The organism is Bradyrhizobium sp. USDA 4449 (assembly GCF_054056275.1).
Genome location: NZ_JBSRYD010000001.1, coordinates 2,194,363 through 2,218,672, shown reverse-complemented (window position 1 = coordinate 2,218,672; position 24,310 = coordinate 2,194,363). Strand labels below are relative to the sequence as shown.

General features: G+C 64.1%; 23 protein-coding genes and 1 tRNA gene. 11 read left to right on the top strand and 13 right to left on the bottom strand.

Annotated elements, in window-relative coordinates:
- Positions 1 to 55: 55 nt before the first annotated feature.
- From ACVIIW_RS10560 to ACVIIW_RS10520, 9 genes are all read left to right on the top strand, one after another.
- Positions 56 to 2,104 (top strand): acyl CoA:acetate/3-ketoacid CoA transferase, encoded by a 2,049-nt coding sequence (locus tag ACVIIW_RS10560; RefSeq protein WP_456700678.1) that lies wholly within the window; start codon positions 56 to 58, stop codon positions 2,102 to 2,104.
- Between the two features lie 104 nt (positions 2,105 to 2,208).
- Positions 2,209 to 3,393 carry a substrate-binding domain-containing protein gene (locus ACVIIW_RS10555; RefSeq protein WP_456700677.1) on the top strand — a complete coding sequence of 395 codons (1,185 nt, stop codon included), beginning with the start codon at positions 2,209 to 2,211 and terminating at the stop codon, positions 3,391 to 3,393.
- Positions 3,394 to 3,549: 156 nt separating this feature from the next.
- Entirely contained in the window at positions 3,550 to 4,326 is a 777-nt protein-coding gene (locus ACVIIW_RS10550; RefSeq protein WP_456700676.1) for an ABC transporter ATP-binding protein, read from the top strand.
- Entirely contained in the window at positions 4,323 to 5,045 is a 723-nt protein-coding gene (locus ACVIIW_RS10545) for an ABC transporter ATP-binding protein (RefSeq protein WP_456700675.1), read from the top strand. The genes ACVIIW_RS10550 and ACVIIW_RS10545 overlap by 4 nt, the downstream gene beginning before the upstream one ends.
- Positions 5,042 to 6,052: a branched-chain amino acid ABC transporter permease gene (locus tag ACVIIW_RS10540; protein ID WP_456700674.1), complete on the top strand. Its 1,011-nt coding sequence runs from the start codon at positions 5,042 to 5,044 to the stop codon at positions 6,050 to 6,052. The genes ACVIIW_RS10545 and ACVIIW_RS10540 overlap by 4 nt, the downstream gene beginning before the upstream one ends.
- Positions 6,049 to 7,134 (top strand): branched-chain amino acid ABC transporter permease, encoded by a 1,086-nt coding sequence (locus tag ACVIIW_RS10535; protein ID WP_456700673.1) that lies wholly within the window; start codon positions 6,049 to 6,051, stop codon positions 7,132 to 7,134. Before ACVIIW_RS10540 ends, ACVIIW_RS10535 begins: the two co-directional genes overlap by 4 nt.
- A 170-nt stretch (positions 7,135 to 7,304) precedes the next feature.
- Entirely contained in the window at positions 7,305 to 10,418 is a 3,114-nt protein-coding gene (locus ACVIIW_RS10530) for an EAL domain-containing protein (protein WP_456700672.1), read from the top strand.
- Between the two features lies 1 nt (position 10,419).
- Positions 10,420 to 11,475, top strand: a complete 1,056-nt coding sequence (locus tag ACVIIW_RS10525; RefSeq protein WP_456700671.1) for a sensor domain-containing diguanylate cyclase — start codon at positions 10,420 to 10,422, stop codon at positions 11,473 to 11,475.
- 67 nt (positions 11,476 to 11,542) lie between these two features.
- A tRNA-Arg gene (locus ACVIIW_RS10520) sits at positions 11,543 to 11,619 on the top strand.
- 2 nt (positions 11,620 to 11,621) lie between these two features.
- Here the strand turns inward: ACVIIW_RS10520 and ACVIIW_RS10515 are convergent.
- The 3 genes from ACVIIW_RS10515 to ACVIIW_RS10505 form a co-directional block, all read right to left on the bottom strand.
- Positions 11,622 to 12,521 carry a sterol desaturase family protein gene (locus tag ACVIIW_RS10515; RefSeq protein WP_456700670.1) on the bottom strand — a complete coding sequence of 300 codons (900 nt, stop codon included), beginning with the start codon at positions 12,519 to 12,521 and terminating at the stop codon, positions 11,622 to 11,624.
- A 112-nt stretch (positions 12,522 to 12,633) separates the two neighbouring features.
- Positions 12,634 to 13,734, bottom strand: a complete 1,101-nt coding sequence (locus ACVIIW_RS10510; RefSeq protein ID WP_456700669.1) for a helix-turn-helix domain-containing protein — start codon at positions 13,732 to 13,734, stop codon at positions 12,634 to 12,636.
- Positions 13,735 to 13,850: 116 nt separating this feature from the next.
- A complete protein-coding gene (locus ACVIIW_RS10505; RefSeq protein WP_456700668.1) occupies positions 13,851 to 15,416 on the bottom strand; it encodes an acid phosphatase in 1,566 nt (521 codons plus the stop codon).
- Positions 15,417 to 15,534: 118 nt separating this feature from the next.
- On the opposite strand from ACVIIW_RS10505, the gene ACVIIW_RS10500 reads away from it, so the two are divergent.
- Positions 15,535 to 16,761 (top strand): cytochrome-c peroxidase, encoded by a 1,227-nt coding sequence (locus ACVIIW_RS10500; RefSeq protein WP_456700667.1) that lies wholly within the window; start codon positions 15,535 to 15,537, stop codon positions 16,759 to 16,761.
- 20 nt (positions 16,762 to 16,781) lie between these two features.
- On the opposite strand, the gene ACVIIW_RS10495 is transcribed toward ACVIIW_RS10500, so the two are convergent.
- The 6 genes from ACVIIW_RS10495 to ACVIIW_RS10470 form a co-directional block, all read right to left on the bottom strand.
- Complete coding sequence (locus tag ACVIIW_RS10495) at positions 16,782 to 16,988, bottom strand: hypothetical protein (protein WP_456700666.1); 207 nt, start codon at positions 16,986 to 16,988, stop codon at positions 16,782 to 16,784.
- Between the two features lie 174 nt (positions 16,989 to 17,162).
- Positions 17,163 to 17,456 carry a hypothetical protein gene (locus ACVIIW_RS10490; protein ID WP_456700665.1) on the bottom strand — a complete coding sequence of 98 codons (294 nt, stop codon included), beginning with the start codon at positions 17,454 to 17,456 and terminating at the stop codon, positions 17,163 to 17,165.
- Between the two features lie 196 nt (positions 17,457 to 17,652).
- Positions 17,653 to 18,342, bottom strand: a complete 690-nt coding sequence (locus tag ACVIIW_RS10485; protein ID WP_456700664.1) for a DNA-3-methyladenine glycosylase I — start codon at positions 18,340 to 18,342, stop codon at positions 17,653 to 17,655.
- A gap of 59 nt (positions 18,343 to 18,401) precedes the next feature.
- Entirely contained in the window at positions 18,402 to 19,142 is a 741-nt protein-coding gene (locus ACVIIW_RS10480) for a di-trans,poly-cis-decaprenylcistransferase (protein ID WP_456700663.1), read from the bottom strand.
- Positions 19,143 to 19,174: 32 nt separating this feature from the next.
- Positions 19,175 to 19,549, bottom strand: coding sequence for a transcriptional regulator (locus tag ACVIIW_RS10475; RefSeq protein WP_456700662.1), 375 nt, complete (start codon positions 19,547 to 19,549; stop codon positions 19,175 to 19,177).
- Complete coding sequence (locus tag ACVIIW_RS10470) at positions 19,536 to 20,153, bottom strand: hypothetical protein (protein WP_456700661.1); 618 nt, start codon at positions 20,151 to 20,153, stop codon at positions 19,536 to 19,538. The genes ACVIIW_RS10475 and ACVIIW_RS10470 overlap by 14 nt, the downstream gene beginning before the upstream one ends.
- Before the next feature lie 197 nt (positions 20,154 to 20,350).
- Between ACVIIW_RS10470 and ACVIIW_RS10465 the strand changes: the two genes are divergently transcribed.
- Positions 20,351 to 21,607, top strand: a complete 1,257-nt coding sequence (locus ACVIIW_RS10465) for a S1C family serine protease (RefSeq protein WP_456700660.1) — start codon at positions 20,351 to 20,353, stop codon at positions 21,605 to 21,607.
- Between the two features lie 6 nt (positions 21,608 to 21,613).
- Here the strand turns inward: ACVIIW_RS10465 and ACVIIW_RS10460 are convergent, their stop codons facing one another.
- Genes ACVIIW_RS10460 through ACVIIW_RS10445 form a run of 4 tightly spaced genes read right to left on the bottom strand, consistent with a single transcriptional unit; the run spans position 21,614 to position 24,244 of the window.
- The gene (locus tag ACVIIW_RS10460; RefSeq protein ID WP_456700659.1) at positions 21,614 to 22,348 is read right to left on the bottom strand and encodes a DUF899 domain-containing protein; all 735 of its coding nucleotides are present in this window, start codon (positions 22,346 to 22,348) and stop codon (positions 21,614 to 21,616) included.
- Positions 22,349 to 22,368: 20 nt separating this feature from the next.
- Positions 22,369 to 22,713, bottom strand: coding sequence for an SRPBCC family protein (locus tag ACVIIW_RS10455; protein WP_456700658.1), 345 nt, complete (start codon positions 22,711 to 22,713; stop codon positions 22,369 to 22,371).
- Complete coding sequence (locus tag ACVIIW_RS10450) at positions 22,713 to 23,216, bottom strand: ArsR/SmtB family transcription factor (RefSeq protein WP_456700657.1); 504 nt, start codon at positions 23,214 to 23,216, stop codon at positions 22,713 to 22,715. The genes ACVIIW_RS10455 and ACVIIW_RS10450 overlap by 1 nt, the downstream gene beginning before the upstream one ends.
- Before the next feature lie 53 nt (positions 23,217 to 23,269).
- A complete protein-coding gene (locus ACVIIW_RS10445; protein ID WP_456700656.1) occupies positions 23,270 to 24,244 on the bottom strand; it encodes a Bug family tripartite tricarboxylate transporter substrate binding protein in 975 nt (324 codons plus the stop codon).
- Positions 24,245 to 24,310 lie beyond the last annotated feature (66 nt).

Here is a 24,310-nt window from a genome sequence, read left to right as displayed (position 1 = left end):
ATGGAGCGGTCGCCGCAAGGCCGCTCCTGATGAGACCAACATGGGAGGACACGCCGTGAGCCAGCACCCAGCCTTGGCTTACCTGCCCAATTCCGAAAAGGGCAAGATCGTCACGGCCGCCGAGGCCGTGATGCTGATCCGCGACGGCGACACGGTCGCCACCGGCGGCTTCGTCGGCATCGGCTTTGCCGAGGAGATCGCGGTGGCGCTGGAGGAGCTCTATCTCTCCAACGAGGGCGATGCGCCCTACACGCAGGGCAAGCCGCGCAATCTGACGCTGGTCTACGCCGCGGGCCAGGGCGACGGCAAGCATCGCGGCCTCAACCATTTCGCCCATGAAGGCCTGGTCCGCCGGGTGATCGGCGGGCATTGGGGCCTTGCCCCGAAGCTGCAGCAGCTCGCGATCGCCAACCAGATCGAGGCCTACAATCTGCCGCAGGGCGTGATCACGCACCTGTTCCGCGACATCGCGGCCCACCGGCCCGGTCATATCACCCGCGTCGGCATCGGCACCTTCGTCGACCCCAGGCATGGCGGCGGCAAGCTGAATGCGCGCACCACCGAGGACATGGTGGAACTGATCACGCTGCGCGGGGAGGAATGTCTGCTCTATCGGACCTTCCCGATCAATGTCGGGATCATCCGCGCCACCACAGGCGATCCCGATGGTAACCTCACCATGGAGAAGGAAGCGCTGACGCTGGAAGCGCTGGCAATCGCCATGGCCGCGCACAATTCCGGCGGCATCGTCATCGCCCAGGTCGAGCGCGTCGCGGAGAGCGGCAGCCTCAATCCGCGTCAGGTCAAGATTCCCGGCGTGCTGGTCGACTGCGTCGTCGTGGCCAAGCCCGAGCATCACTGGCAGACCTTTGGCACGCAGTATAATCCGGCTTATTCCAGCGAGATCCGAGTGCGCGCGGCATCGCTGCCTGACATGCCGCTGAGCGAGCGCAAGATCATCGCGCGCCGCGCGGCCTTCGAGCTGAAGGCCAATAGCGTCGTCAATCTCGGCATCGGCATGCCCGAAGGGATCGCCTCCGTCGCCAACGAAGAGCGCATCATCGACCTGATCACGCTGACCGCGGAGCCCGGCGTGATCGGCGGCATTCCCGCGAGCGGCATCGATTTCGGCGCGGCGATCAATACCCAGGCCGTGATCGACCAGCCCTATCAGTTCGATTTCTATGACGGCGGCGGACTGGATGCGGCCTTCCTCGGGCTCGCGCAGGTCGATCGCACCGGCAATCTCAATGTCAGCAAGTTCGGGCCGAAGCTGGCGGGCGCCGGCGGTTTCATCAACATCAGCCAGAATGCCAAGGAGGTCGTGTTCGTCGGCACCTTTGCCGCCGGCAGGCAGCGCATCGCCGTCAACGACGGGCAGCTCACCATTATCGAAGAGGCGAAGTCACGCAAATTCGTCGATCACGTCGAGCACGTGACCTTCAGCGGCCCGTTTGCTGCCGCGCGCGGGCAGCGCGTGCTCTACGTCACCGAGCGCTGCGTCTTCACGCTGCGGCCCGACGGGCTCGAGCTCACCGAAGTCGCGCCCGGCATCGACATCGGGCACGACATCCTGCGCCTGATGGATTTCACGCCGCTGATCCCGCGCGAACCGGGCCTGATGGATGCGCGCATCTTCCGCGACGGCCCCATGGACCTGCGCGAACGGTTGCTGACCATCCCGCTCGACCAGCGCTTCACGCTCGATGCGGACCAGAACCTGTTCTTCATCAACCTCGAGCGCTATCCCTTGCGCAGCAAGGCCGAGATCGACGAGATCGGGCGGATTGTCGCGGCGAGGCTCGGCCCGCTCGGCCGCAAGGTTTACGCCATCGTCAATTATGACAACTTTTCCATTCTGCCGGAGCTGCTGGACGACTATTCAGCCATGGTGCGCAGCCTGGTCGACCGGTTCTATTCCGGCGTGTCGCGCTACACGACCTCGGGCTTCCTCCGCATCAAGCTTGGCGAGGCGCTCGAACGGCGTGGCGTCGCGCCGCATATTTTCGAAAGCGCTGAAGAGGCGCAGTCGGATTGGCGCCAGATCCAGGGCGCCGCCTCCGCTACCGACGCGCAACACGCGCCGTGGCTGGCTCAAAAATGATGCGGCCGCCGCATGCACAACATCAGCCGGAAGGTCGAATTGCAATGTTCGTCAGGCTGTGCAAATCGCTATTGCCCAGAAAATCCGAGACAGGAGGGACCATCGTGCGCCGATCACTCATCATAACAACAACCATTATCGCCGCCGCCGCGGTTACCTCGGCGCGCGCCGACGACCTCAAGATCGGGCTGATCTACGGCAAGACCGGTCCGCTCGAGGCCTACGCCAAGCAGACCGAAACCGGCCTGCAGATGGGCTTCGAATACGCCACCAAGGGCACCATGACGATCGACGGTCGCAAGATCGTCATCATCACCAAGGACGACCAGGGCAAGCCGGACCTTGCGAAGACCGCGCTCGCCGAAGCCTATCAGGATGACAAGGTCGATATCGCGGTTGGCACGACCTCATCGGCCGCGGCGCTGGCGATGCTTCCGGTCGCGGAAGAGAACAAGAAGATCCTGGTCGTCGAGCCTGCGGTCGCGGACCAGATTACCGGCGATAAGTGGAATCGCTACATCTTCCGCACAGCGCGCAATTCCTCGCAGGACGCGATCTCGAACGCCGTCGCGATCGGCAAGCAGGGCGTCACCGTAGCGACGCTGGCGCAGGACTACGCCTTCGGCCGCGACGGCGTCGCCGCCTTCAAGGAGGCGCTGGCCAAGACCGGCGCGACACTCGCCGCCGAGGAATATGCCCCGGCCAACACCACAGACTTCACCGCGGTCGGCCAGCGTCTGTTTGATGAGTTGAAGGACAAGCCGGGCCGCAAGGTGATCTGGGTGATCTGGGCCGGCGCCGGCAATCCGCTGGCGAAGCTCCAGGACATGGACCCGAAGCGCTACGGCATCGAGCTCTCCACCGGCGGCAACATCCTGCCGGCGCTCGCGGCCTATAAGAGCCTGCCGGGCATGGAGGGCGCGACGTATTACTACTACGACATCCCGAAGAACCCGGTGAACGACTGGCTCGTCGCCGAGCACCAGAAGCGCTTCAACGCCCCGCCTGATTTCTTCACCGCGGGCGGCTTTGCGGCTGCGATGTCCATCGTCACTGCGGTCAGCAAGGCCAAATCGACCGACACCGAGAAGCTGATATCGACGATGGAAGGCATGGAGTTCGACACGCCGAAGGGCAAGATGGTGTTCCGCAAAGAGGACCATCAGGCGCTGCAGAGCATGTATCACTTCAAGGTCAAGGTCGATCCGAACGTTGCCTGGGCCATCCTCGAGCCGGTCCGCGAGCTGAAGATCGAGGACATGGACGTTCCGATCCGCAACAAGCGGTGAGCTGTCCACCTCTCCCATAGGCAGAGGTCGGCGCGAAGCGCCGGGTGAGGGATACCGCCCTCTCGTGGGACCTGAGCCCCCTCACCCGATTTTGCTGCGCAAACCGACCTCTCCCCGTTGGGAGAGGTGTCACAACCAGCGACGAATTTGGCTTCAATGACGCTCTCCCTCGAAACCCGCGACCTCACCATCCGCTTCGGCGGGCATGTCGCGGTCAACAACGTCAGCTGTACGTTCCGTCCGGGCGAGCTCACGGCTATCGTCGGGCCGAACGGCGCGGGCAAGACAACCTATTTCAACTTGATCTCGGGCCAACTGCGCGCCTCCGCTGGCCACATCCTGTTCGATGGCACCGACATCACGCAGCACTCCGCGCCGCTGCGGACCCGTGCGGGTCTCGGGCGTGCGTTCCAGCTGACAAATCTGTTTCCGAACCTGACCGTCGAGGAGAACGTGCGTCTCGCGGTGCAGGCTGCAAGCGGCACCCACTACGACATGCTGCGGCCCTGGATGGTCCGCCGCGATCTGATCGCGCGCGCCGATGCCATCCTCGACCAGGTCGCGCTCGGCAATCGCCGCGGTGTGGCCGCGACGGCCTTGTCGCATGGCGACCAGCGCAAGCTCGAGGTCGCGCTGATGATCGCGCTGGAGCCCAAAGCCTTCATGTTCGACGAGCCGACCGCGGGCATGAGCATCGACGAGGTGCCCGTCGTCCTGAACCTGATCGCGCAGCTCAAGCAGGACAAGAGCAAGATCATCCTGCTGGTCGAGCACAAGATGGACGTGGTGCGCTCGCTCGCCGACCGCATCATCGTGCTGCATAACGGGCAGCTTGTGGCCGACGGGCCGCCGGCGGACGTCATCGCTTCGTCGATCGTGCAGGAAGCGTATCTCGGCGTTGCTCCCAAGAGTTCTGCAGAGGGTGCGGCATGAGGGACCTCCTGAAACTCGCCGGCGTGCACACCCATATCGGCCGCTACCACATTCTCCAGGGCATCGACTTCGCGGTGCCCGAGGGGCAGGTCACGATGCTGCTTGGCCGCAACGGCGCCGGCAAAACCACGACGCTCCGCACCATCATGGGCCTGTGGCAGGCCTCCTCGGGCGAGATCACGATGAGCGGTGAGCGCATCGAGAGCCGCGCCACGCCCGACATCGCACGGCTCGGCGTCGGCTACGTGCCCGAGAGCATGGCGGTGTTCTCCGATCTGACCGTCAAGGAAAACCTCGTCCTCGCCGCCCGCGACGCAGAGATGGATGACAAGCAGCTGGAGTGGATCTTCGGCTTCTTCCCGGCGCTGCGCCGGTTCTGGCTGTCGCGGGCCGGAAGCCTCTCGGGCGGACAGAAGCAGATGCTGTCGATCGCACGCGCGATCATAGAGCCGCGCAAGCTGCTGCTGATCGACGAACCGACCAAGGGGCTGGCGCCCGCCATCGTCATGGCGCTGATCGAGTGCCTGAAGGAGATCAAGCGCAACGGCGCGACCATTCTCCTCGTCGAACAGAATTTCTTTGCCGCCCGCGAGCTCGGCCACGGCGTGCTGGTCATGGACAACGGCACCATCGTCCATCGCGGCGAGATGGCGGCGCTCGCCGCTGACGTGCAGCTGCAGGAGCGGCTGCTCGGCCTGAGCCTGGAGGCACATCAGTGACTGAACTCACGGCATCAGATCCGCTGCCGAAACCGAAGCGCGACATCGCGCCGATCCTGCTGCCGGTCGCGCTCGCGCTCCTCACCATCCCGCTGGTCGGCTCGCCCTCGACCTGGCTGACGCTGACGGCCGCAAGCCTCGCGATGGGCATGATGATCTTCATCATGGCCTCAGGGCTGACGCTGGTGTTCGGCCTGATGGACGTGCTGAACTTCGGTCACGGCGCCTTCATCGCGGTCGGCGCCTATGTTGCGACGCTGGTGTTCGCGCCGTTCGTGGCCTCGGTGCAGGCGGATTCGCTGTGGGTGAACCTGGCGGTGCTGGCGCCGGCGGCGCTGCTGTCGATGGCGGTGTCAGGCGCGCTCGGCCTGGTCGTCGAGCGCGTGCTGATCCTGCCGGTCTACGGCCAGCATCTGAAGCAGATCCTGATGACCACGGGCGGGCTGATTGTCGCCGAGCAGACGCTCTATGCGCTGTGGGGGCCGCAGATCATCCCGATGCCGCTGCCGGCGTCGCTGCGCGGCTCTTTCATCCTCGGCGACGTCGCGATCGCAAAGTACCGCGTGCTGGCGATGCTGATCGGGCTCGCGGTCTTCCTCACGATCCAGCTGGTGCTCAATCGCACCAAGCTCGGGCTTCTGATCCGCGCCGGCGTCGAGAACCGCGAGATGGTCGAGGCGCTCGGCTATCGCATCCGGCGGCTGTTCCTCGGCGTGTTCATGACCGGCTCGGCGCTCGCCGGCCTCGGCGGCGTGATGTGGGCGCTCTATCGCGAGCAGGTCCATGCCTCCATGAGCGACGAGCTGACGGTCCTGATCTTCGTCGTCGTCATCATCGGCGGCCTCGGCTCGATCGGCGGCTGCTTCATCGGCGCGATCCTGGTGGCGATGGTCGCCAACTATGGCGGCTTCCTGGTGCCGAAACTCGCCCTCGTCTCGAACATTCTGCTGATGGTCGCCATCCTGATGTGGCGCCCGCGCGGCCTCTATGCGGTGACCAGCCGATGATGATCCTGTCGGGCGATCCGCCGCGCAGCCGCGTTCTTACACTCGTTCTCGTCGTCATCATCCTGGCGCTGGCTGCGACGCCGTTCCTGTTTCCGGGGGCCAAGGCACTGAACGTCGCGGCCAAGATCTGCGTGTTCGCAGCGCTTGTGGCCTCTTACGACCTGCTGCTCGGTTACACCGGCACGGTCTCGTTCGCCCATACCATGTTCTACGGCATCGGCAGTTACGCGATCGCGATCGCGCTGTACGGCATGGGCCCGAGCTGGGCCGCCGTCGCAACCGGGATCGTCGTCGGCCTGCCGCTGGCCGCGCTGCTTGCGCTGGCGATCGGCCTGTTCTCGCTGCGGGTGGCCGCGATCTTTTTTGCCATGATCACGCTCGCGGTCGCCTCCGCCTTTCAGGTGCTGGCCTCGCAGCTGTCCTGGCTCACCGGCGGCGAGGACGGGCGCAGCTTCCAGCTGCCCGAGCTGCTGCGCCCCGGCACGGTGCTGATCCCCAAAAGCGCCTTCGGCTTCGAGATCAACGGCCGCATCCTGACCTTCTATCTGGTGTTCGCCGTCTCGGCCTTGATGATCCTTGCGCTGTTGCGTGTGGTGAACTCGCCGTTCGGTCGGGTGCTGCAGGCGATCCGCGAGAACCGCTTTCGAGCCGAGGCCCTCGGCTTCCGCACGGTGTTCCACCTGACCTACGCAAACTGTCTCGCGGCCCTGGTCGCCGCCAGCGCCGGCATCCTGAATGCGCTGTGGCTGCGCTATGCCGGTCCGGACACCTCACTCAGCTTCTCCATCATGCTGGACATCCTGCTGATGGTGGTGATCGGCGGCATGGGCACGATCTACGGCGCGATCATCGGCGCCACCATCTTCATCCTCGCCCAGAACTACCTGCAGTCGCTGATGGGCGCCGCCTCGAAAGCGGCGTCCGAAGCCGGCCTGCCGCTGCTGCCGGGGCTGCTGCACCCGGACCGCTGGCTGCTCTGGCTCGGGCTGCTGTTCATCGCCAGCGTCTATTTCTTCCCCACCGGCGTGGTCGGACGGCTGCGCCGCGGCGGCAGCGCCAAGCAGCCGGCCGCTTCCCATTAAGCGTCGATTCACGATGCAACGCAGCGATGGTCCGGATAATCGCGCAATCACCAGGCGATTGCCGCCTGGCTTGGTTCCGAGGCGACAACCGGATTAATCCTTAGCTAACTGGTTTTCCTAAGCCTTACGCCATTTGTGCGGTGTATTTCTGTCCCTCAGGGGGGGAGGAGATGCGCAACGTATTTTCCGAGACGGCAGCCCGACTGGCGCAAGCCGCGAAGGCTAGCTGGGACGCTGCCTTGCGGCGTGGCCCGGTGCTATGGCTGACTCTGTCGGGCATGCTCCTCGTCGCCGGGATCTTCGCGGCGACCGCGATGGCAGTCGGCGACTTCCGTGAACGCGCGCTCGTCAACAACGAGCGCGAGCTGGAAAACACGATCCTCCTGCTGACCCGTCACTTCGACCAGCAGTTCGAGGATTCGGAGTCCGTCGCCGCCGACCTGATCGCGCAGATGAACCTGGCGGGCATCACCTCGCCCGAGATGTTCCGCGAACGCATGACGAGCGACGACGCACACCGCATGCTCGCGAACAAGGTCAGTGCCGTGAACTATCTCGGCGACATCGCGATCTATGACATCAACGGTGACATCATCAACTGGTCGCGAAACGAGCCACTGCCCAAGATCAACATCTCGTCGCGAGCCTACTTCCAAACCTTCAAATCCAATCCCCAGTCCGAGCCGGTGCTGCTGGAAACCGTGAAGAGCTTTCTCCTCGGCAAATGGACCACTGTGGTTGCGCGCCGCCTGACCAATCCGGCGGGCGAACTCGTCGGCGTCATGGTGCGGCGAATCGATCCGGGCAGCTATCAGAAATATTTCTCATCGCTGGCGCTCGGAGACGGCGCTGCCATCTCGCTGTACGACCGTGGCGGCATGATGCTGGCCCGCCATCCCTACGCCGAGGAGCTCGTCGGCAAGAGCTACGCCAGCGGACCGCTGCTGCAAAAGATCGTTGCAGAGGGTGGTCGGCAGACCCTGCGGATCGAGAAGAGTCCGACGGATGGTCAGGGGCGCCTCGGTGCAGGGGCGCGGCTCCAGCATTTCCCGATCATCATCATCGCAACCAATACGATGGAATCGGCGCTTGCGGATTGGCGCGAGCAAACGCGGTTCATGGTCACAACCGCGACGCTTTCAGCGGCCGTGATCGCGCTGATCCTGTTCCTGATCATCCGCCAGATCAACCGGCAGAACCGCGAGGCCCAGCAGCGGCTGGAGGCCGAACGGCTGCGGCTCGACACCGCGCTCAACAATATGTCGCAAGGGCTGATCCTGCACGACGCCGACGGATATATCGTCACCTGCAATCGCCGCTATGTGGAGATGTTCGGGCTTTCCCATGATGTCATCAAGCCCGGCTGTCACATCCAACAGGCGATGTACCATCGCCAGGAGCGCAACGCGTTCAGCGGCAACGTCGAAGAGTTTTGCGCCGACGTCCTGAGGGAAGTCGCCGAAGGCAAGGTCGCCGTAAAAACACATGAACTCCCGAACGGCCGCGCCTTCCAGGTCATCAACACCCCGCTCGCGCAGGGCGGATGGGTCGCCACGATCGAGGAGATCACCGAGCGGCGCAATCTGGAGCAGGAGCGCGACCGCAACTACACGTTCCTCCGCGAGATCGTCGATCATATCCCCTCGCAGATTACGGTGAAGGACGCCCGAACACGCCAATATTTGCTGATCAACCGCACGGCGGAAGAGCAGTTCGGCCAATCGCGCGAAACCGTGGTCGGCAAAACTCCCTTCGACATCTATCCGGGTGACATCGCAAGGGAAGTCACTGAAGACGACAGCAGGGCGTTGCAGATGACCGAGGGCTTGTTCAGGGACGAACATGCCTGGACGAGCCTGACCATGGGACCGCGCTACATCACCTCGACCCGGATCGGTATCCGCGACACGTCCGGCGAGCCGCGCTACCTCATCAACGTCGTCGAGGATGTCACCGAGCGCCGGCGCGCCCATGACAAGATCGCGCATTTGGCGCATTACGACGCGCTGACCGACCTGCCGAACCGCACGCTGTTCCGCGAGCAGATCGAGCGGGAGCTGACAAAGGTCGCGGACGGCGAGCGGTTCGCACTGCTCTATATCGACGTCGACGAATTCAAGGGCATCAACGATTCGCTTGGCCACCATGTCGGCGACGAGCTCCTGAAGGCCATCGCCGGCCGCATCCGAGCTTGTCTCAAGTCCGGCGATCTGATCGCGCGGCTCGGCGGCGACGAGTTTGCGGTGATCCAGACGGGAATCGAAACGGCCGCTGACGCGCTGTCTTTCGTGACAATTATCCATGAGGCGATCCGCCGCCCCTATCATTGCCTCGGCCACCAGCTCTCCACCGATGCCAGCATCGGCATCGCGCTGGCGCCGCAGGACGGCGCCGACCTTGACCAGCTCATCAAGAACGCCGATCTCGCGATGTACGGCGCCAAGGCCGGAGGGCGGCGCACCCACCGGTTCTTCGTGCCCGAGATGGATGCGAGCGCCAAGGCCCGCCTCACGCTGGAGCAGGATTTGCGCCAGGCGCTGGTCGAGGGCGGCTTCGAGATTCACTACCAGCCGCTGGTCAACCTGCACTCGGGCGCGGTCACCGGCTGCGAGGCGTTGCTGCGCTGGCGCCATCCCGAGCGCGGGATGATCTCGCCGGCCGAGTTCATTCCGATCGCGGAGGATACCGGCCTGATCAACGAACTCGGCGACTGGGTGCTGCGCACCGCCTGCAACGAGGCCGCGACCTGGCCGACGCACGTGCGCGTCGCGGTCAACGTCTCGCCGGTGCAGCTCAAATGCGACACGCTGGCGCTGCGGATCGCGGGCGCACTCGCCGCCTCCGGCCTCGCGCCGCACCGGCTCGAGATCGAGATCACCGAGGCCGTTCTGATCCGCGACGACGAGGCGGCGCTCTCGATCCTGCATCAGCTCCGCTCGATCGGCGTGCGCATCGCGCTTGACGATTTCGGCACCGGCTATTCCTCGCTGAGCTATCTGAAGCGCTTCCCGTTCGACAAGATCAAGATCGACCGCTGCTTCGTCGCCGACATTGCCGATCCCGGCGGATCGCCCGTGATCGTGCAGGCGGTGGTGAACATCGCCTCCGCCAGCAACATGACGACGGTTGCCGAAGGCGTCGAGACCGAAGCCCAGCGCGAAATGCTGCGCGGGCTCGGCTGCACGGAGATGCAGGGCTATCTCTTCAGCAGACCCAGGCCTGCGATCGAGGTGCGCGGCTTGTTCGGCCCTGATGACTGCATGCTTGTCGCGGCGGTGGCCTGAGATGACAAAATCTTCCAAAATCGTCGGCGTCGCCGATTCCTACGCCGTGCGCCTGATGCAGCATCTGGTGGTGCCGACCTTCGTGATCGACCCCAAGCGTCGCGTCGTGATCTGGAACAGGGCTTGCGAGCGGCTGACGGGCGTTGCCGCTTCCGAGGTGATCGGCACCACCAAGCACTGGCAGGCCTTCTACGAGACCAAGCGCCCTTGCCTTGCCGACCTCGTGGCGCAAGACCGCCCCGAACAACTGCCGGAGTTCTATTCGGAATACACCGCACGCGGCCACAACGGGCTCGGCTTTTCCGCGGAGAACTGGTGTGTGATGCCGAAGCTCGGCAGCCAGCTCTATCTCGCGATCGACGCGGGTCCCATCCATGACGAGGCCGGCAATCTCATCGCCGTGGTGGAGACGCTGCGCGACCTCACCGACCAGAAGCGCGCCGAGATGGCGTTGAAGGAGCTCGCGACCAAGGACGGGCTCACTGGGCTATCGAACCGCCGCTCGTTCGACCAGATGCTGTTGACCGCATGGGGGCGCGCGCAGCGAACGCAGAGGCCGCTGGCGCTGCTGTTCGTCGACGTCGACCATTTCAAGCTGTTCAACGACGAGCACGGCCACCAGAGCGGCGACGAATGCCTGCGCGAGGTCGCGCGCGTCGTCAGCCGCCATGCCGTGCGCCCGCTCGATCTCGCCAGCCGCTATGGCGGTGAGGAATTTGCGCTGATCCTGCCCGAGACGGGCTGCGACGATGCCTGCGTCATCGCCGAGGAGATCCGCCGGGCGGTCATGGCCTTGCGGATCAGCCATGGCGCCCACGGGGCCGGCGAGCATGTCACCCTGAGTGTCGGCGTCGCCAGTCACGTCCCCGGCGAGGTCGACGGCGCCCCTGACCAGCTGCTCGGTGCGGCCGACCAGGCGCTCTATGCGGCCAAGCGGCTCGGCCGCAACCGAGTCGTCTGCTCCGAGCGGGTGCTGGCCGAATTTTCCGGCCTGGGGCGGGACAATATGCCTGACAGCAGTCAAGTTCCTGGCCTGGTCCCGCGCAAATCGGCCTGAAGCGCAGCGATTGTCGCGGCAAGACCGGTTGCCCACCTCCCGCCATTAGGCTAAATGAGGCCTCGTTGCACCCGTAGCTCAGCTGGATAGAGCGTTGCCCTCCGAAGGCAAAGGTCACACGTTCGAATCGTGTCGGGTGCGCCATTTCATCCCACTGCAACCTCGATCTTTTGACCGGCATCGTGCACCGCCGGCGTGACGGACGCAGGCTCAGCACCATCCCCGGGCGGGCCGATCAGGCAGGCAAGCCGATCGCGCCACGTGGGTGAGCGCCAGAGATCGCGAGCCAGTGCCGCCCATTCGTGAAACGCGATGACGACTGGATTGTTGGAGCGCAGCGGCTTCACCAGGCCGTAGTGACACGGCAGGTCGTCGCGCTCGGCGACGAAGGTCCCGAACATCCGGTCGAACACGATGAAGATGCCGCCGTAATTGCGATCGAGATACTCGGCGTTGCAGGCGTGGTGCACGCGATGATGCGACGGCGTGTTGAGCACATATTCCAGCCAGCCGAGTTTCGGAATCCACTCCGCGTGCAGCCAGAACTGGTACAGCAGGTTGATGCCGGCGGCGATGAACACCGGGCCTGGCGCGAAGCCGAGCCAGATCATCGGCACGTAGAAGATCGCCGCACCGGTCAGTTTTCCGGTCCAGCCAAAGCGGTAGGCGGCCGCCAGGTTGAACTCGTTCGAGGAATGGTGGATCGCATGCGTCGCCCAGAACCAGCGAACACGGTGGCTGGCGCGGTGGAACCAGTAATAGGAGAAGTCCTGCGCGATCACGAGGACGATCACCGACAGCGCGCCGTCGAGCGGGACGGTGAACAGCCGGTGGCGCCAGGCCAGATCGACCAGCGGCTGAGCGATACTGAGCGGCAGCAGCGTGTAAACCAGATATTGCCGGCCAAGAGCGTCGGCCAGCGAGGCCCCATAGGCGCGCCAATTGTAGTCCCGCCGCATCACCAGCGCCAGGACGAGCCCCTCCAGCGTCGCGATCGCGATCACGGCGGGAAGGGAGAACTGCAACACTTGGATCAATAGCTTCATGGCAATCTCACATCGGCGGGCTGCCCGCCTGCAGGACAGTGGATTGCACGAGGACAGCGCGCCGGCGCGCCGAAACCTGAAAGACGACTGGCCGATTCCTGCAATAGGCCAGTCAAAATCGCGAAACGGCTAGGTTTCGGCACCGGTCGCGCCGGCAGCACGGGCCCCGCCGATACTCGGACGGCGTCACGCCGGTATGCGCCTTGAAGGCGCGATTGAACGGTCCGATCGAGCCGAAGCCGGCATCGAGCGCAATGGTCAGGATCGGCACGGCGGCTTGCGCAGGATCGCCCAGCGCGGCTTCGGCCTCCGCCAAGCGATAGCCGTTGACGAAGGCGCTGAAGTTGCGATGGCCGAGCTGACGGTTGATCAGATGACGCAGCCGGTATTCCGGAATGTCGAGCTTTTGTGACAGTGTCGCGATGCTCAAATCCGGCTCACGAAAGACCTTGTCGCGGTCGAGCAGGCGGCGGAGCGCGGCGAGCTCGGCCGCATCGGGCTCGATGGCGACTGCCGCCGACGGCGGATCTCGCGGGATCGCGACCGGCTCGCTTGCCAGCGTCCTAGCCAGCACCGGCGCAGGAACCAGCGATGTCTCGGCCGAAGCCAGCGTACCCAGCACGGCGAACAGAAAAATCAGCGCCGTCAGGCCGGCCGCGTTGGCGAGGCTGACCGATGCCGCCGAAAGACCCCCGGGCCAAAGCCAATCCGAGCCGATAGTGAACAGCGAGTAGAGCGCGGTGACCATTGCGTACCAGACGCGGAGCCGTCGCCTGTTCTCCACGAGATCAGTCGCGCGCCCCGACAGGACGCTCCAGATTCCGAGCAGCAAAAGGGACACCGACAGACAGCTGCGCGCCACATCGACAGACATCGGATGTCTGGACATGTCGATCAGCGCGAACCCCATCAACGCGAGCCCGCCGAGCCAATGGTACCATCGCAGGCGAAAATCATCGACGAAGATGGCGCTCATCGCAATCCAGAACGCCGCCGGCATGCCGGCATTGACGAGATGAACCGACATGCGCAGCGGCAGAGCCAGCACACCGAAGCCCGGCGCCGAATCGACGATATAGGCCGCGATGGTCAAGGCCAGAAATGCGGAATAGCGGCTGATGGGATTACGCCGCGCATCGCGCGCGGCCACCACTACGCGGAAAAGCAGAATGACGACTGCTCCTCCTCGCAGCGCGGCTTCCAGGGTCGACATGCGTTTCAGCGGTCCTGATGAGAGCGTCTTGGAGGAGAAGAAGGCGGTCAGCCGGCATGGGCTTGGTGGTGATCCCCAGGGGTTCTGACACGAATCTCAGTCTTTGCGCGCCGCTCCTACTTTCCTTTGAGCGCGAGCGCGCTGGTCAGGTCTCCGAGCGGCTTCTGATCGTGAGCGGCAATCGCCGCATCGCGCACGGTGATGCCGTGCAGGGTCGGCAGCTCGAAGCGGCGCGTGATGAAGCGCAGGATCGAGGTCGTGTCCATCGGCGTGTGGTCGACATAGCCGTGGCGCGCATAGGGGGAGATAATGATGGCGGGGACGCGGGAGCCAGGGCCCCAGCGGTCGCCCTTCGGCGGCGCGACGTGATCCCACAGGCCGCCGTTCTCGTCATAGGTCACGACGACAAGCATATGCTGCCACTGCGGGCTCTTCTCGAGATGTGCGATCACGTCGGCGATATGCGTGTCGCCGGCCTGGATATCGGCATAGCCCGAATGCTCATTGAGGTCGCCCTGCGGCTTGTAGAAGCTCACCTGCGGCAGCTTGCCGTCGTCGATCGCCTTGATGAACTCGGTACCCCCAAGGCCACCGTCGAGCAGATGCTCGGCACGTGCCGCGGTGCCGGGCGCGAAGCTGGCGTAATAGTTCAGGGCCTGGTGGTGATACTGGAAGTTCGGGACCGGTGAATTGTTGCCATGCTCCAGCACGTCCTGCCAGGCGCCGCCGTACCAGGCCCAGCTGACGCGCTTGAGACTGAGCAAATCCCCGATCGTCGGCTCGGTCTGCGGCGGCAACGTCGTCGGCTTCATCGGATCCGCATAAGCCTTGTCGCCATCCTTCGCGGGTTCGTTGCCGCTCGGCTGAAACGGCGGCTGCATGGTATTCACGGCATAGAAATCGGGGGTGAGATTGCCGTCGCTGACGTATTTAGGGATGCCATCCATGGCCGATTTCGGCGAGTTGGCGGCCTCCTTCAACGTCACGCCGTCAGCTTCCACAACGGAGATCGACGGCTTGGCCGGGCTCATGTCGGCCTTGGGATAGGTGGGGACGCAGGCGCAGACCAGCCATTGGTGGTTCAGGAAAGAGCCGCCGAACGCTCCCATGAAGAAATTGTCGGCCAGCGTATATTTCTCGGCAACCTTCCACATCGCCTGCTTCGATCCGTCCCACAGGCTCATCACCAGCGCACCGGAGTCGGCGTGGGCGACGAACTTGTCGTTGCGCCCTCCATCGATCTGCATCTGATTCTGGTAGAAGCGGTGCCAGAGGTCGTGCGTGATGGTGCCGTAGCCGAGCTTGAAGCCCTTCGGATCGTCCAGATAGAAGGGACGATTGGGCAGATGCTCGGTCTGCGCCTCGGTCACCGGCGGCGTCACACCCTTGGCGGTCAGGCCGCCCCAGACCGGCGGCAATTCGCGGAACGGCTTGCCGTCGCGATCGCGCTGCGTCGTCGTCCGGGCGGACGCGTTCGCAACACCGTTCGCGCCCGGGAAATTGCCATAGAGATTGTCGAAGCTGCGGTTCTCGGCAAAAATCACCACCACCGTATCGATCAGCGTCAGATCGTCGGGAGCATCCTTCCTGGCGGCGGGAGCGTTCCCCGCCGCGAGCGCCGGATCGAACGCACCGATGACCAAACTCGATGCACAAAGGACAATCGCCGATTTCGCCCGCATTCAAAGCCCCCCTGTCTTACCTGATTGATGCTCTCGTTCCATTCGTCATAGCGTGGACGCCCCTCGAAAGCACGGTTTAATCGTCATGACGATGCCTCGCCATAGGCACGGTTGCAACATGCGGATGACGCACTGGGTTTTGGTATCGGTGATTGTCCTCACCGCTTTCGCCCTCGGTCCCGGCAAGGCCCGTGCGGAGATGTCGCGCGCCGAGGCGCGCCGGCAGGCCGAGCGACTCGGCGCGCTCGGTCGGGCCCTGTTTTTCGATCCCTCGCTCTCGCCGTCGGGGAAGCTTGCATGTTCGTCCTGCCACGATCCCGCCCACGGCTTCGGACCGGCCAATTCACGCGCGGTGCAGATGGGCGGTGGCGACCTGCAGCAACCGGGGATGCGAGCCGCCCCCTCCCTGAAATACCTGCAAGCGGTGCCGCCTTTCACCGAACATTTCCACGATTCCGAGGACGAGGCCGACGAAAGCATCGACAACGGCCCGACCGGAGGCCTGACCTGGGATGGACGGGTCGACCGTGGCGCCGATCAGGCGGCAATTCCGCTGCTCTCGAGCTTTGAGATGGGCAATCGGGACGCGTTCGAGGTGGCACGCCGGGTGCTCGCTGCCGGCCACGGCAAGGAGATCGCGGCCATCGCCGGATCCAAGGCAGCTGCCGATCCTGCCACCGTGTACAGGATCGCGCTCAAGGCGCTCGAAGTCTACCAGCAGGATTACCGGACCTTTTATCCCTATTCGAGCAAATATGACGCGGTGCTGGCCGGCGAGGCCGAGCTTGCGCCTGCGGAAGCGCGGGGGCTCGAGCTGTTCAACGCGCCGAACAAGGGCAATTGCGCCTCCTGCCATATCAGCAAACGGGGCAATGACGGCACCCCGCCCCAGTTCACCGATTACGGACTGATCGCGCTCGGCGTGCCGCGCAATCGCGACATTCCCGCCAACAAGGACCCGGCCTATTTCGACCTCGGCCTGTGCGGGCCGCTGCGCAACGATTTCCTGAAGCGCGAGGATTATTGCGGCCTGTTCCGGACGCCGACACTGCGAAATGTCGCGCTTCGCCAAAGCTTCTTTCACAACGGCTCCGTGCACTCCCTGCGCGACGCCGTGCGGTTCTATGTCGAACGCGAGACGCGGCCCGAGCTTTGGTATCCGCGCAAGGCGAACGGCAGCGTCGATAAATATGATGATCTGCCCGAACGGCCCAAGGCCAATGTCAACATGGATGCGCCGTTTGACCGCAGGGCCGGTGATGCACCCGCCTTGACGGCGGTCGAGATCGACGACGTCGTCGCCTTTCTCGGCACGCTGTCCGACGGATATCAACCGGCGAAGTGAAGGGCTCAGGGCCTGCGGCCTCAAGCCGATTTGTCGGGCAACCCGAGCAGGCTTGCGACCACCTCGGCACCCTTGCCCGAAGCGGAGATGTCTCCCTTGTCCCCGACTTCCACGACGGCGCCATTGGAGAAGCTGAGCGACCAGCCATCATCGGCGCCGTTCCGGCGCCGGCCGGTCAGTTCGATCCCGGCTGCGGAAATCACGGCAGTAGCCTTGTCGACGTCCATGATCGTCACCTCCTGCAAGTCGCTTCGATCATTTTGGGTGATGCACCCACATCGAAGAGCCTAAACTGCTTAGGCCGTTCTGCACAGGGGCGGATCGGACATCAGCGGCTCACCGCACGTCTGATCGAGCCACCCTTCGTCGCCCGAAGGGTGGTCTTGCTTGGCGCGGCCCAGTCAGTGCCTGACGTGCTCGAACACGACGATCACGCCGGTCGGCTCCGGTTCGTGCGCCATCAAGCGGGTCAGATCGGCATCACTCCAGTCGGCGAGGCTGACGACTTCGCCGGTCTCGCGCTCCGCGCCGAGCGACGGGGTCGGCTCGAGAACTTTCAGGCCCATCTCGTCGACGAAGAAGGTGTGGTCGCCGAACATGCTGTTGAGCTGGGGAATGGCGGGATGCTCATCGGGCAGCACCTGGGCCCCGAGCTGGTTGACGGTCTGCTTCACCTGTTCGGATGTGAGCTTCATGAGCTGCTCCGTTCTGTCTGTTCATGGAACTGAGCGGGCGCCTGTACCGCCTGGCTCAAACTCCCGAACGGGTGCTGCGCACAAATGTTCCTGCGAAAGTCAATTCGTGATCGCGCGTTTCATCTGCCGCGCGGACGGCGCAGGATCGCCACACGATGCCCACGATCCGCCCGATCATGCGTGACTTCGCCGTGAACTAGTGCTCGATCCTGTTCTCGCCAACCGAGAGGGCGCAGATGCGTGACAGATAGGTGTAGGGCAGACCGGTCTCCTCGGCCCAGGCATTGAACTGCGCCTGCACCTTTGCGAGATCGCCCTTCGACTTGACCTCTTCGGCGATGTCGAGACCGGCATCGCGCAAGCAAGCGACGACATCCCGCGATGTCACAAAACCGTCCCAGCCGACGAAACGCAGCAGCATCTGGCCGGTGTTGCCGCCGAGTCGGGAGCCGCGCTTGCCGAGCAGATCGAGCAGGCCGATCTGGTTGGAGGGCGGCCATTTCGCCAGGAACTTGCCGAAGCTGCCGTGCTCTGTCGCGATCTCCTGCACGAAGGCTGCATTGTCGCGCACCGACATGATCTTGGCGCCATTGCGCACGATCCGCGCGTCGCGCAGCAGGGCTTCCCAATAATCCTCTGGCTGGAAGCTGAGCTTGCCCGGCTGGAAACGCAGGAACGCGTCTTCGAAACCGTCCCATTTCGCCTCGATCACGTTCCAGGCAAAGCCTGCGCAAAACACCCGCCGCGTCATCTCGGCGAGAATGCGGTCGTCGCCGAGTCTTGCCAGACCCTTCAGGCCGGGCTTGTCAGGCATCAGCTTCTCGAGCGCCTTGGGCCCGCCCTTGCGCTTCTCTGCGCGGGCACGAATGGTTTTGAAGGACGTCATGCGATCACTCACGAATGGTGGTGCTCCACGACATCAGAATTCAGCGATGCGGTCCAGCCTCACGCCCGCGAGAGCGACGGCACCTCCTTTGGCATGATGGCCTTGAGGCCGCCGAAGCGGCGCTCGCGGCCGTGGAAGGAGGCCAGCGCAGCGGCGAGATCACTTGCATCGAATTCCGGCCACATCCGCTCGGTGAAATGCAGCTCGGCATAGGCGCCTTCCCAGAGCAGGAAGTCCGACAGGCGCTTCTCGCCCGAGGTACGGATGATGAGATCGACGTCGCGCAAGCCTGCCTCGCCGGTGACGAGCTGTGAGAAGGCTTCGCGGGTCAGGCTGGTCAGCGCAGCCGCCTTCGCCGCCGCATTCAGGATGGCGTCGCGCGCGGAATAGTCGACGGCGATGCGCAGATTCAGCGTGGTGCCGTGGGCGGTGGCCCCCTCCGCGCGCGCGATGGCATTGGCGATACCATCCGGCAGCCGGTCGCGGCGGCCGATGACGTTGAGGCGGACACCGTTCTTCGCGAGGCTCTGCACCTCATTGGCGAGATAGAAGCGAAGCAGCGTCATCAGCGCGGCGACCTCGGCCTTGGGCCGGCGCCAATTGTCCGTCGAGAACGCATAGAGCGTCAGCGTGCCGATGCCCTGCTTGGGCGCGGCCTCGACGATTCGCCGAATCGTCTCCACCCCGGCCTCGTGGCCGCGCACGCGCGACAGACCGCGCCGCGTCGCCCATCGCCCGTTGCCGTCCATGATGATGCCGACATGAAGTTTTTCGTTGTGGCACGTGATCTCACTTTGCATCGCAAAGTCTCCAGTCAAAAATGGGGGACAGGTCAGGTCGGGAGAATGCCGAGACGGCCGAGCGGCGAGGCTTCGCGGCCCGCGGCCTTGGCGGCGTCGCGGACCAGCCGCTCGAGCACCGCGAGATAGTCGAGGAAGCGGCGCCGGCCGGTCTTGGTCAGACGGCAGGTGGTGTGCGGGCGATTTCCTTCATAGCCCTTCGTGACCTCGACGAGGCCAGCCTCCTGGAGCACCGCGAGGTGCCGGCTGAGATTGCCGTCGGTAAGGCCGCAGAGCTGTTTCAGGTCGGCGAACGCAAGCCCCTTCGGGTGAGCCATCAACGAGGTCAGAAGCCCAAGCCTCGCCTTCTCGTGGATCACACGGTCGAGCCCCTCATAAGAGAACGGCGCACTGTCACTCTTCGACATCATTGTCTCCGGACGCGAAATACAGAATCGCCGCCATGACCGATTGGCCGATGACGAAGGGCAGGCCCATGGTCCAAGGCGACAGCATGTGGGTCCGGCTCGCAAGCGCCACGACCACGAAACCCGAGATGAAGTACCAGGCCCCGGCGAATGCCACGCTGCGCGGCAGCCAACGGACAGAGGCGAAGATGCCGAGCGACACCAGGATCTGCCATAGCCCCGGGAGCAGCCACAGCGTCTCCGCGGCGAACTTCCACATCACCACCGCAAGCAGGACACCCGCGACGCCCGCGGGCAGGAACTGCTCGACGGCCTGATGGATCATGGCGTCGGCGAGACCCGAATGATGGCGGCGCGAGCGCGCGCGCATCTCGATCCAGATGATCAGGCCGGACAACGCAGCCGCGATGAACCAGCCGAAGAAGAAGCCGAGCGGCTCGCCGGTGGGATCGCGGAGCAGCCAGAATTGCAGGATGGCGGTGACAAGCGCCACAGCTCCGGTCGCCGCCATCGTGGCCGGACCATAGCCGCGGAACGCCGTGCCGGCCGCAATCTGGCTGCGGATCGCCACGATGTCGGCCAGTGCCTTGTCGAGATCGCGCATTGGCAACGCCAAAACTCTGCTCCACCCACGCCCCGCGGCGGCTTTTCCGATCACTTTGTAACGCAAAGTATACCGCTTCACAAAGTTAAAGGCAAGTCCGAAAGTCCCCGGCAGGTCCCGGGCGCTTCCCGCAACTGTTGGTTGCACAACACGCGAGCACGCAGGTAAGATGAGGTCAAAGCAGTTCGGGGGAAGTTATGCGGTTGACGTCGTTTGTTGCTGCGGCGCTGTTGCAGCTTGGTTTTGCGGGGTTGGCACACGCGGCGGGGCCGTTCGGCTCAGTCAATGTCGGCAACTGGATCGGAGGCGCCTTCAGCAACGATCAGACCGGCGCCTTCTCCCATTGCGCCGCAACGACGCCGTATGCGAGCGGTGTCAGCCTGGTCGTGAGCCAAAATGCCGCCGGCACATGGTCGCTCGCCTTTGCGAGCCCCAACTATCACTTCAACAAGGGCGAGAGTGCCGCGATCGACGTGACCTTTGACGGGCAGGAGCAAGCCAGGTTGTACGCCACGGCCTACCAGCCCAACATGCTCACTGCCATTTTGCCGCCGAATGTCGTGCGTGCGTTCCAGAAAGCGAGCCTGATGGTGGCGACGGCCGGCAGCGCCGTTCTGAATTTTAACCTCACCTCGACCGGACCGGTGATCGCTGCATTGGCCAATTGCGTGACCAAGGTGAAGGCCGACGGCCTCGACAAGGCCGGCGACTTCACCAAGGGTGCCGCCAAGCCGGCCGTCACGGCGGACAAGCAGGCGTCACCGGCGGCGGGCAAGCCCGCCAAAGGCACCAAGACCAGTTCCGGATTTGGCACCGGCTTCGTGGTCAGCGCGAGCGGCCACATCGTCACCAACAACCACGTGATCGAAGGTTGCAGCGAGCTCAAAGGAAATCTCACTGGCCAGGCAGCGATGTTATTGCGCGTGGTGTCTGCCGACGTGAACAACGATCTCGCTCTTTTGCAGGCGCCGTCGACGGCGACATTCAACGAGTATGCCCGGATCCGTGACCGCTCCTTCCGCTCCGGCGATTCTGTCGTTGCAATCGGCTTTCCCTATCACGGCTTGCTCACGTCCGACTTCACCGTGACGACCGGGATCGTGAGCTCGCTCAGCGGCATGCGCAACGACACCCGATTCCTGCAAATCAGCGCACCGGTGCAGCCCGGCAACAGCGGCGGCCCGCTGTTCGACACCAGCGGTCAGATCGTTGGCGTGGTCACCGGCAAGCTCCCCGGATTGCGCATTGCCGCGCTGACAGGCGACATCCCCGAGAACATCAACTTCGCGATCAAGACCGGCGCGCTGCGCGACTTCCTCGACAATTCGGTGGTGCCATACCAGACGGCCGAGCCGAAGGGCGAGCTCAAAACCACCGAGATCGCCGGCAACGCCCGCGCCTATACGATGCTGATCTCGTGCAAGGGCACGGAAGAGGCCGACGCGAAGAAGTAGCCGCCGTCACCCGTGGCAGCACGCGCTGTTTGCCTGCGACTCGTATTGGTCGCGCAGGCGGACCCAGTCCATCGGATAGGGCAGGCCTTCCTCGTGTCGGCCGAGCGGGGTGAGGTCGAGATATTGATAAGCCGCGTTCATCAGGTCGAGGCCGCGGGCGAAGCAGGAATAGGTGTGAAAGATCTCGCCTGCCTCGTCGCGAAAGAACACGCTGATGCCGGGCAGCTCCGGGCCGTAGAACGGCGTGGTGCCGAAATTGTATTTCGGCACGCCCCGATCAATCTGCTCGCGCGTGAACGAGACTTCGTAATCGTAGTTGAAGTCGTTGCGGCCTGACGACACCCAATCGAAACTCCAGCCCATCCGTTTTTTGAACGCCTCGAGCTTCGAGACCGGGGCCAGCGAGATCGCGACCATGGTGGTGTCGCGCGCCGCCAGATGCGGCACCATGCGCTCGAAGCCATCGGCCCAGAACGAGCAGCTCTTGCAGGCAGCTTCCCAGTCCGGCGCGAACATCACATGCTGGACCACGAGCTGCGGGCGGCCCTTGAAGAGGTCAGCCAACGTCGCCTGGCCGTCCGGCGCGTCGAAGATGTAGCTCTTGTCAACCTTCACCCAGGGTAATGCGCGGCGCTCCTCGGCGAGGCGCTCGCGTGCCTGTGAAAACTCCTTCTCGCGCGCCAGATGGACCTTGCGAGCCGCGACCCATTGCTCGCGCGAGACGATCTGATGTTGCTGCATGATATCCTCCTCTGTCCGGATCAGCCGATGAAGGCGTCGAGCTTGTCGAAGAACGAGTCCCAGCCACGCCGATGGTTGTCGCGTGCAGTTTCGTCGAAGAACTGAGCGTGATGAAAAATCATCAGCGTGCCGGCACTGTCGGGCTTCAGCGTGATCGTCACCAACGATTCGCGCTCCGGTGTCGAATGCCAGGCCCAGGTGAAGACCAACCGCTCATTCGGTACGACCTCACGGTAGAGGCCGCCCGCCTCGAAATATTCGCCGTCGTCGCGCGTGAACGAGATGCGGTAGCGGCCGCCGGCGCGGACGTCGAGTTCGGCGTTCAGCGTCGCCGGCTTCATGCTCGGCGGCCCGAACCATTGCACTAGCTGCGCGGCTTGCGTCCACGCGGCGAAGACCTTTTCCGGCCGCGCGCGGAGCCGGCGTGTGAGCGTGAGGCTTGGGCCTTCGTTTGCGCGTCCGGCGACGTTGGCGACGGCGTTGACCATGGTTTGTCCTCCACAAAGGCGGCAAGGCGGTCGAAACTCTCGGACCAGAATTGGGCATAGCGATTGAGCCAGTCCATTGCCTGCTCCATCGGCTGCGCGGTGAGCCGGCAGGAAACCGTGCGCCCGGTCTTCTCCCGCACGATCAGGCCTGCATCCGTCAACACGTCGAGGTGCTTCATGATCGCCGGCAGCGAGATCGAGAAGGGCGCGGCCAGCTCGCTCACGGACAGGCTATCCTTTTCGCCGAGGCGGGCCAGCAATGCGCGCCGCGTCGGATCCGACAATGCCGCAAAGGTGCGATCGAGCGTCTCGTCTTGATACTTAACCATAAGGTTTAGTATAGGCGCTGACGTCAGCCCGTCAAGCAGGAACTCGCGCAACAGGAAAGCCCCGCCTTGCGGCGGGGCTCAATTCCCGGTCGATCTAGGAAACGCTACTCGACCTTGAGGCCGGCGAACTCGACGACTTTCTTCCACTTGGCGGTCTCCGCCTCGATCTGCTGGCCGAACCCCTCCGGCGTCAAGACGAGCGGATCGCCGCCAAGCTCGACCAGGCGCTTGGTCATGTCGGGCTCCTTCAAGATCGTGTTGATCTCGCCGTTGAGCTTGGCGATCACGTCCTTGGGCATGTTCTTCGGCGCGCCCATGCCGAACAGCGCGCTTGCCTCATAATCCTTCACGGTCTCGCCGATCGCCGGCACGTCGGGAAGCTGTGGCGAGCGCTGCGCGGTGGTGACGCCGAGCGCGCGCAGCGAACCGGAGCGGATGTGCTGGATGATCGATGGCATGTTGTCGAAGATCACCTGCACCTGTCCGCCGAGCATGTCGGTGATCGCGGGCGCCGCGCCGCGATAGGGCACGTGCTGCATCTTGCAGCCGGTCATCGCCATGAACATTTCGCCGGACAGATGCACCGAGGTGCCGTTGCCGGAAGAGGCCATGTTCACTTTGCCGGGGTTGGCTTTCACGTAATCGATGAACTCGGCAACGGTCTTGGCAGGCACGTCCTTGTTGACGGTCATCACGTTCGGCACGCGCTGAAAGGCGGCGATCGGCGCGATGTCGCGAACGAAGTTGAATTTGAGATTGGTGTAGAGCGTCGAGTTGATGTAGTTCGCCGGATTGACCAGCAGCACGGTGTAGCCGTCTGGCTCGGCATTCACGACGGATTCGGTGCCGATGTTGTTGCCGGCGCCCGGCTTGTTCTCGATCACGAATTGCTGGCCGAGCCGCTCCGACAGCCGCTGGCCGATCAGGCGGGCGAGAATGTCGGTTGCACCGCCGGGCGGATAGCCGACCACGAACTTCACCGGCCGGGACGGATAATCCGCCGCGAAGGCTTTCGACAGCGGGCTGGCCGCAAGCGGCGTGGCGGCGAGCAGGCCGAGCGCGGAACGGCGGGTGATCATCTCGAGGGTTCTCCCAAGTGTTGTTCTTGATAGCGGCGTCGGCGGCGTTGTAACAAAGCCCGCTAT

What these genes read in the sequence shown, in the direction of transcription:
- ACVIIW_RS10500 (WP_456700667.1), top strand. Translation starts at nt 15,535, where the DNA reads ATGCGGATGACGCACTGGGTTTTGGTATCGGTGATTGTCCTCACCGCT.
- ACVIIW_RS10470 (WP_456700661.1), bottom strand. Translation starts at nt 20,153, where the DNA reads ATGCGCGATCTCGACAAGGCACTGGCCGACATCGTGGCGATCCGCAGC.
- ACVIIW_RS10480 (WP_456700663.1), bottom strand. Translation starts at nt 19,142, where the DNA reads ATGCAAAGTGAGATCACGTGCCACAACGAAAAACTTCATGTCGGCATC.
- ACVIIW_RS10505 (WP_456700668.1), bottom strand. Translation starts at nt 15,416, where the DNA reads ATGCGGGCGAAATCGGCGATTGTCCTTTGTGCATCGAGTTTGGTCATC.
- ACVIIW_RS10550 (WP_456700676.1), top strand. Translation starts at nt 3,550, where the DNA reads ATGACGCTCTCCCTCGAAACCCGCGACCTCACCATCCGCTTCGGCGGG.
- ACVIIW_RS10465 (WP_456700660.1), top strand. Translation starts at nt 20,351, where the DNA reads ATGCGGTTGACGTCGTTTGTTGCTGCGGCGCTGTTGCAGCTTGGTTTT.
- ACVIIW_RS10475 (WP_456700662.1), bottom strand. Translation starts at nt 19,549, where the DNA reads ATGTCGAAGAGTGACAGTGCGCCGTTCTCTTATGAGGGGCTCGACCGT.
- ACVIIW_RS10535 (WP_456700673.1), top strand. Translation starts at nt 6,049, where the DNA reads ATGATGATCCTGTCGGGCGATCCGCCGCGCAGCCGCGTTCTTACACTC.
- ACVIIW_RS10485 (WP_456700664.1), bottom strand. Translation starts at nt 18,342, where the DNA reads ATGACGTCCTTCAAAACCATTCGTGCCCGCGCAGAGAAGCGCAAGGGC.
- ACVIIW_RS10525 (WP_456700671.1), top strand. Translation starts at nt 10,420, where the DNA reads ATGACAAAATCTTCCAAAATCGTCGGCGTCGCCGATTCCTACGCCGTG.
- ACVIIW_RS10490 (WP_456700665.1), bottom strand. Translation starts at nt 17,456, where the DNA reads ATGAAGCTCACATCCGAACAGGTGAAGCAGACCGTCAACCAGCTCGGG.
- ACVIIW_RS10510 (WP_456700669.1), bottom strand. Translation starts at nt 13,734, where the DNA reads ATGTCGACCCTGGAAGCCGCGCTGCGAGGAGGAGCAGTCGTCATTCTG.
- ACVIIW_RS10460 (WP_456700659.1), bottom strand. Translation starts at nt 22,348, where the DNA reads ATGCAGCAACATCAGATCGTCTCGCGCGAGCAATGGGTCGCGGCTCGC.
- ACVIIW_RS10495 (WP_456700666.1), bottom strand. Translation starts at nt 16,988, where the DNA reads ATGGACGTCGACAAGGCTACTGCCGTGATTTCCGCAGCCGGGATCGAA.
- ACVIIW_RS10545 (WP_456700675.1), top strand. Translation starts at nt 4,323, where the DNA reads ATGAGGGACCTCCTGAAACTCGCCGGCGTGCACACCCATATCGGCCGC.
- ACVIIW_RS10530 (WP_456700672.1), top strand. Translation starts at nt 7,305, where the DNA reads ATGCGCAACGTATTTTCCGAGACGGCAGCCCGACTGGCGCAAGCCGCG.
- ACVIIW_RS10445 (WP_456700656.1), bottom strand. Translation starts at nt 24,244, where the DNA reads ATGATCACCCGCCGTTCCGCGCTCGGCCTGCTCGCCGCCACGCCGCTT.
- ACVIIW_RS10515 (WP_456700670.1), bottom strand. Translation starts at nt 12,521, where the DNA reads ATGAAGCTATTGATCCAAGTGTTGCAGTTCTCCCTTCCCGCCGTGATC.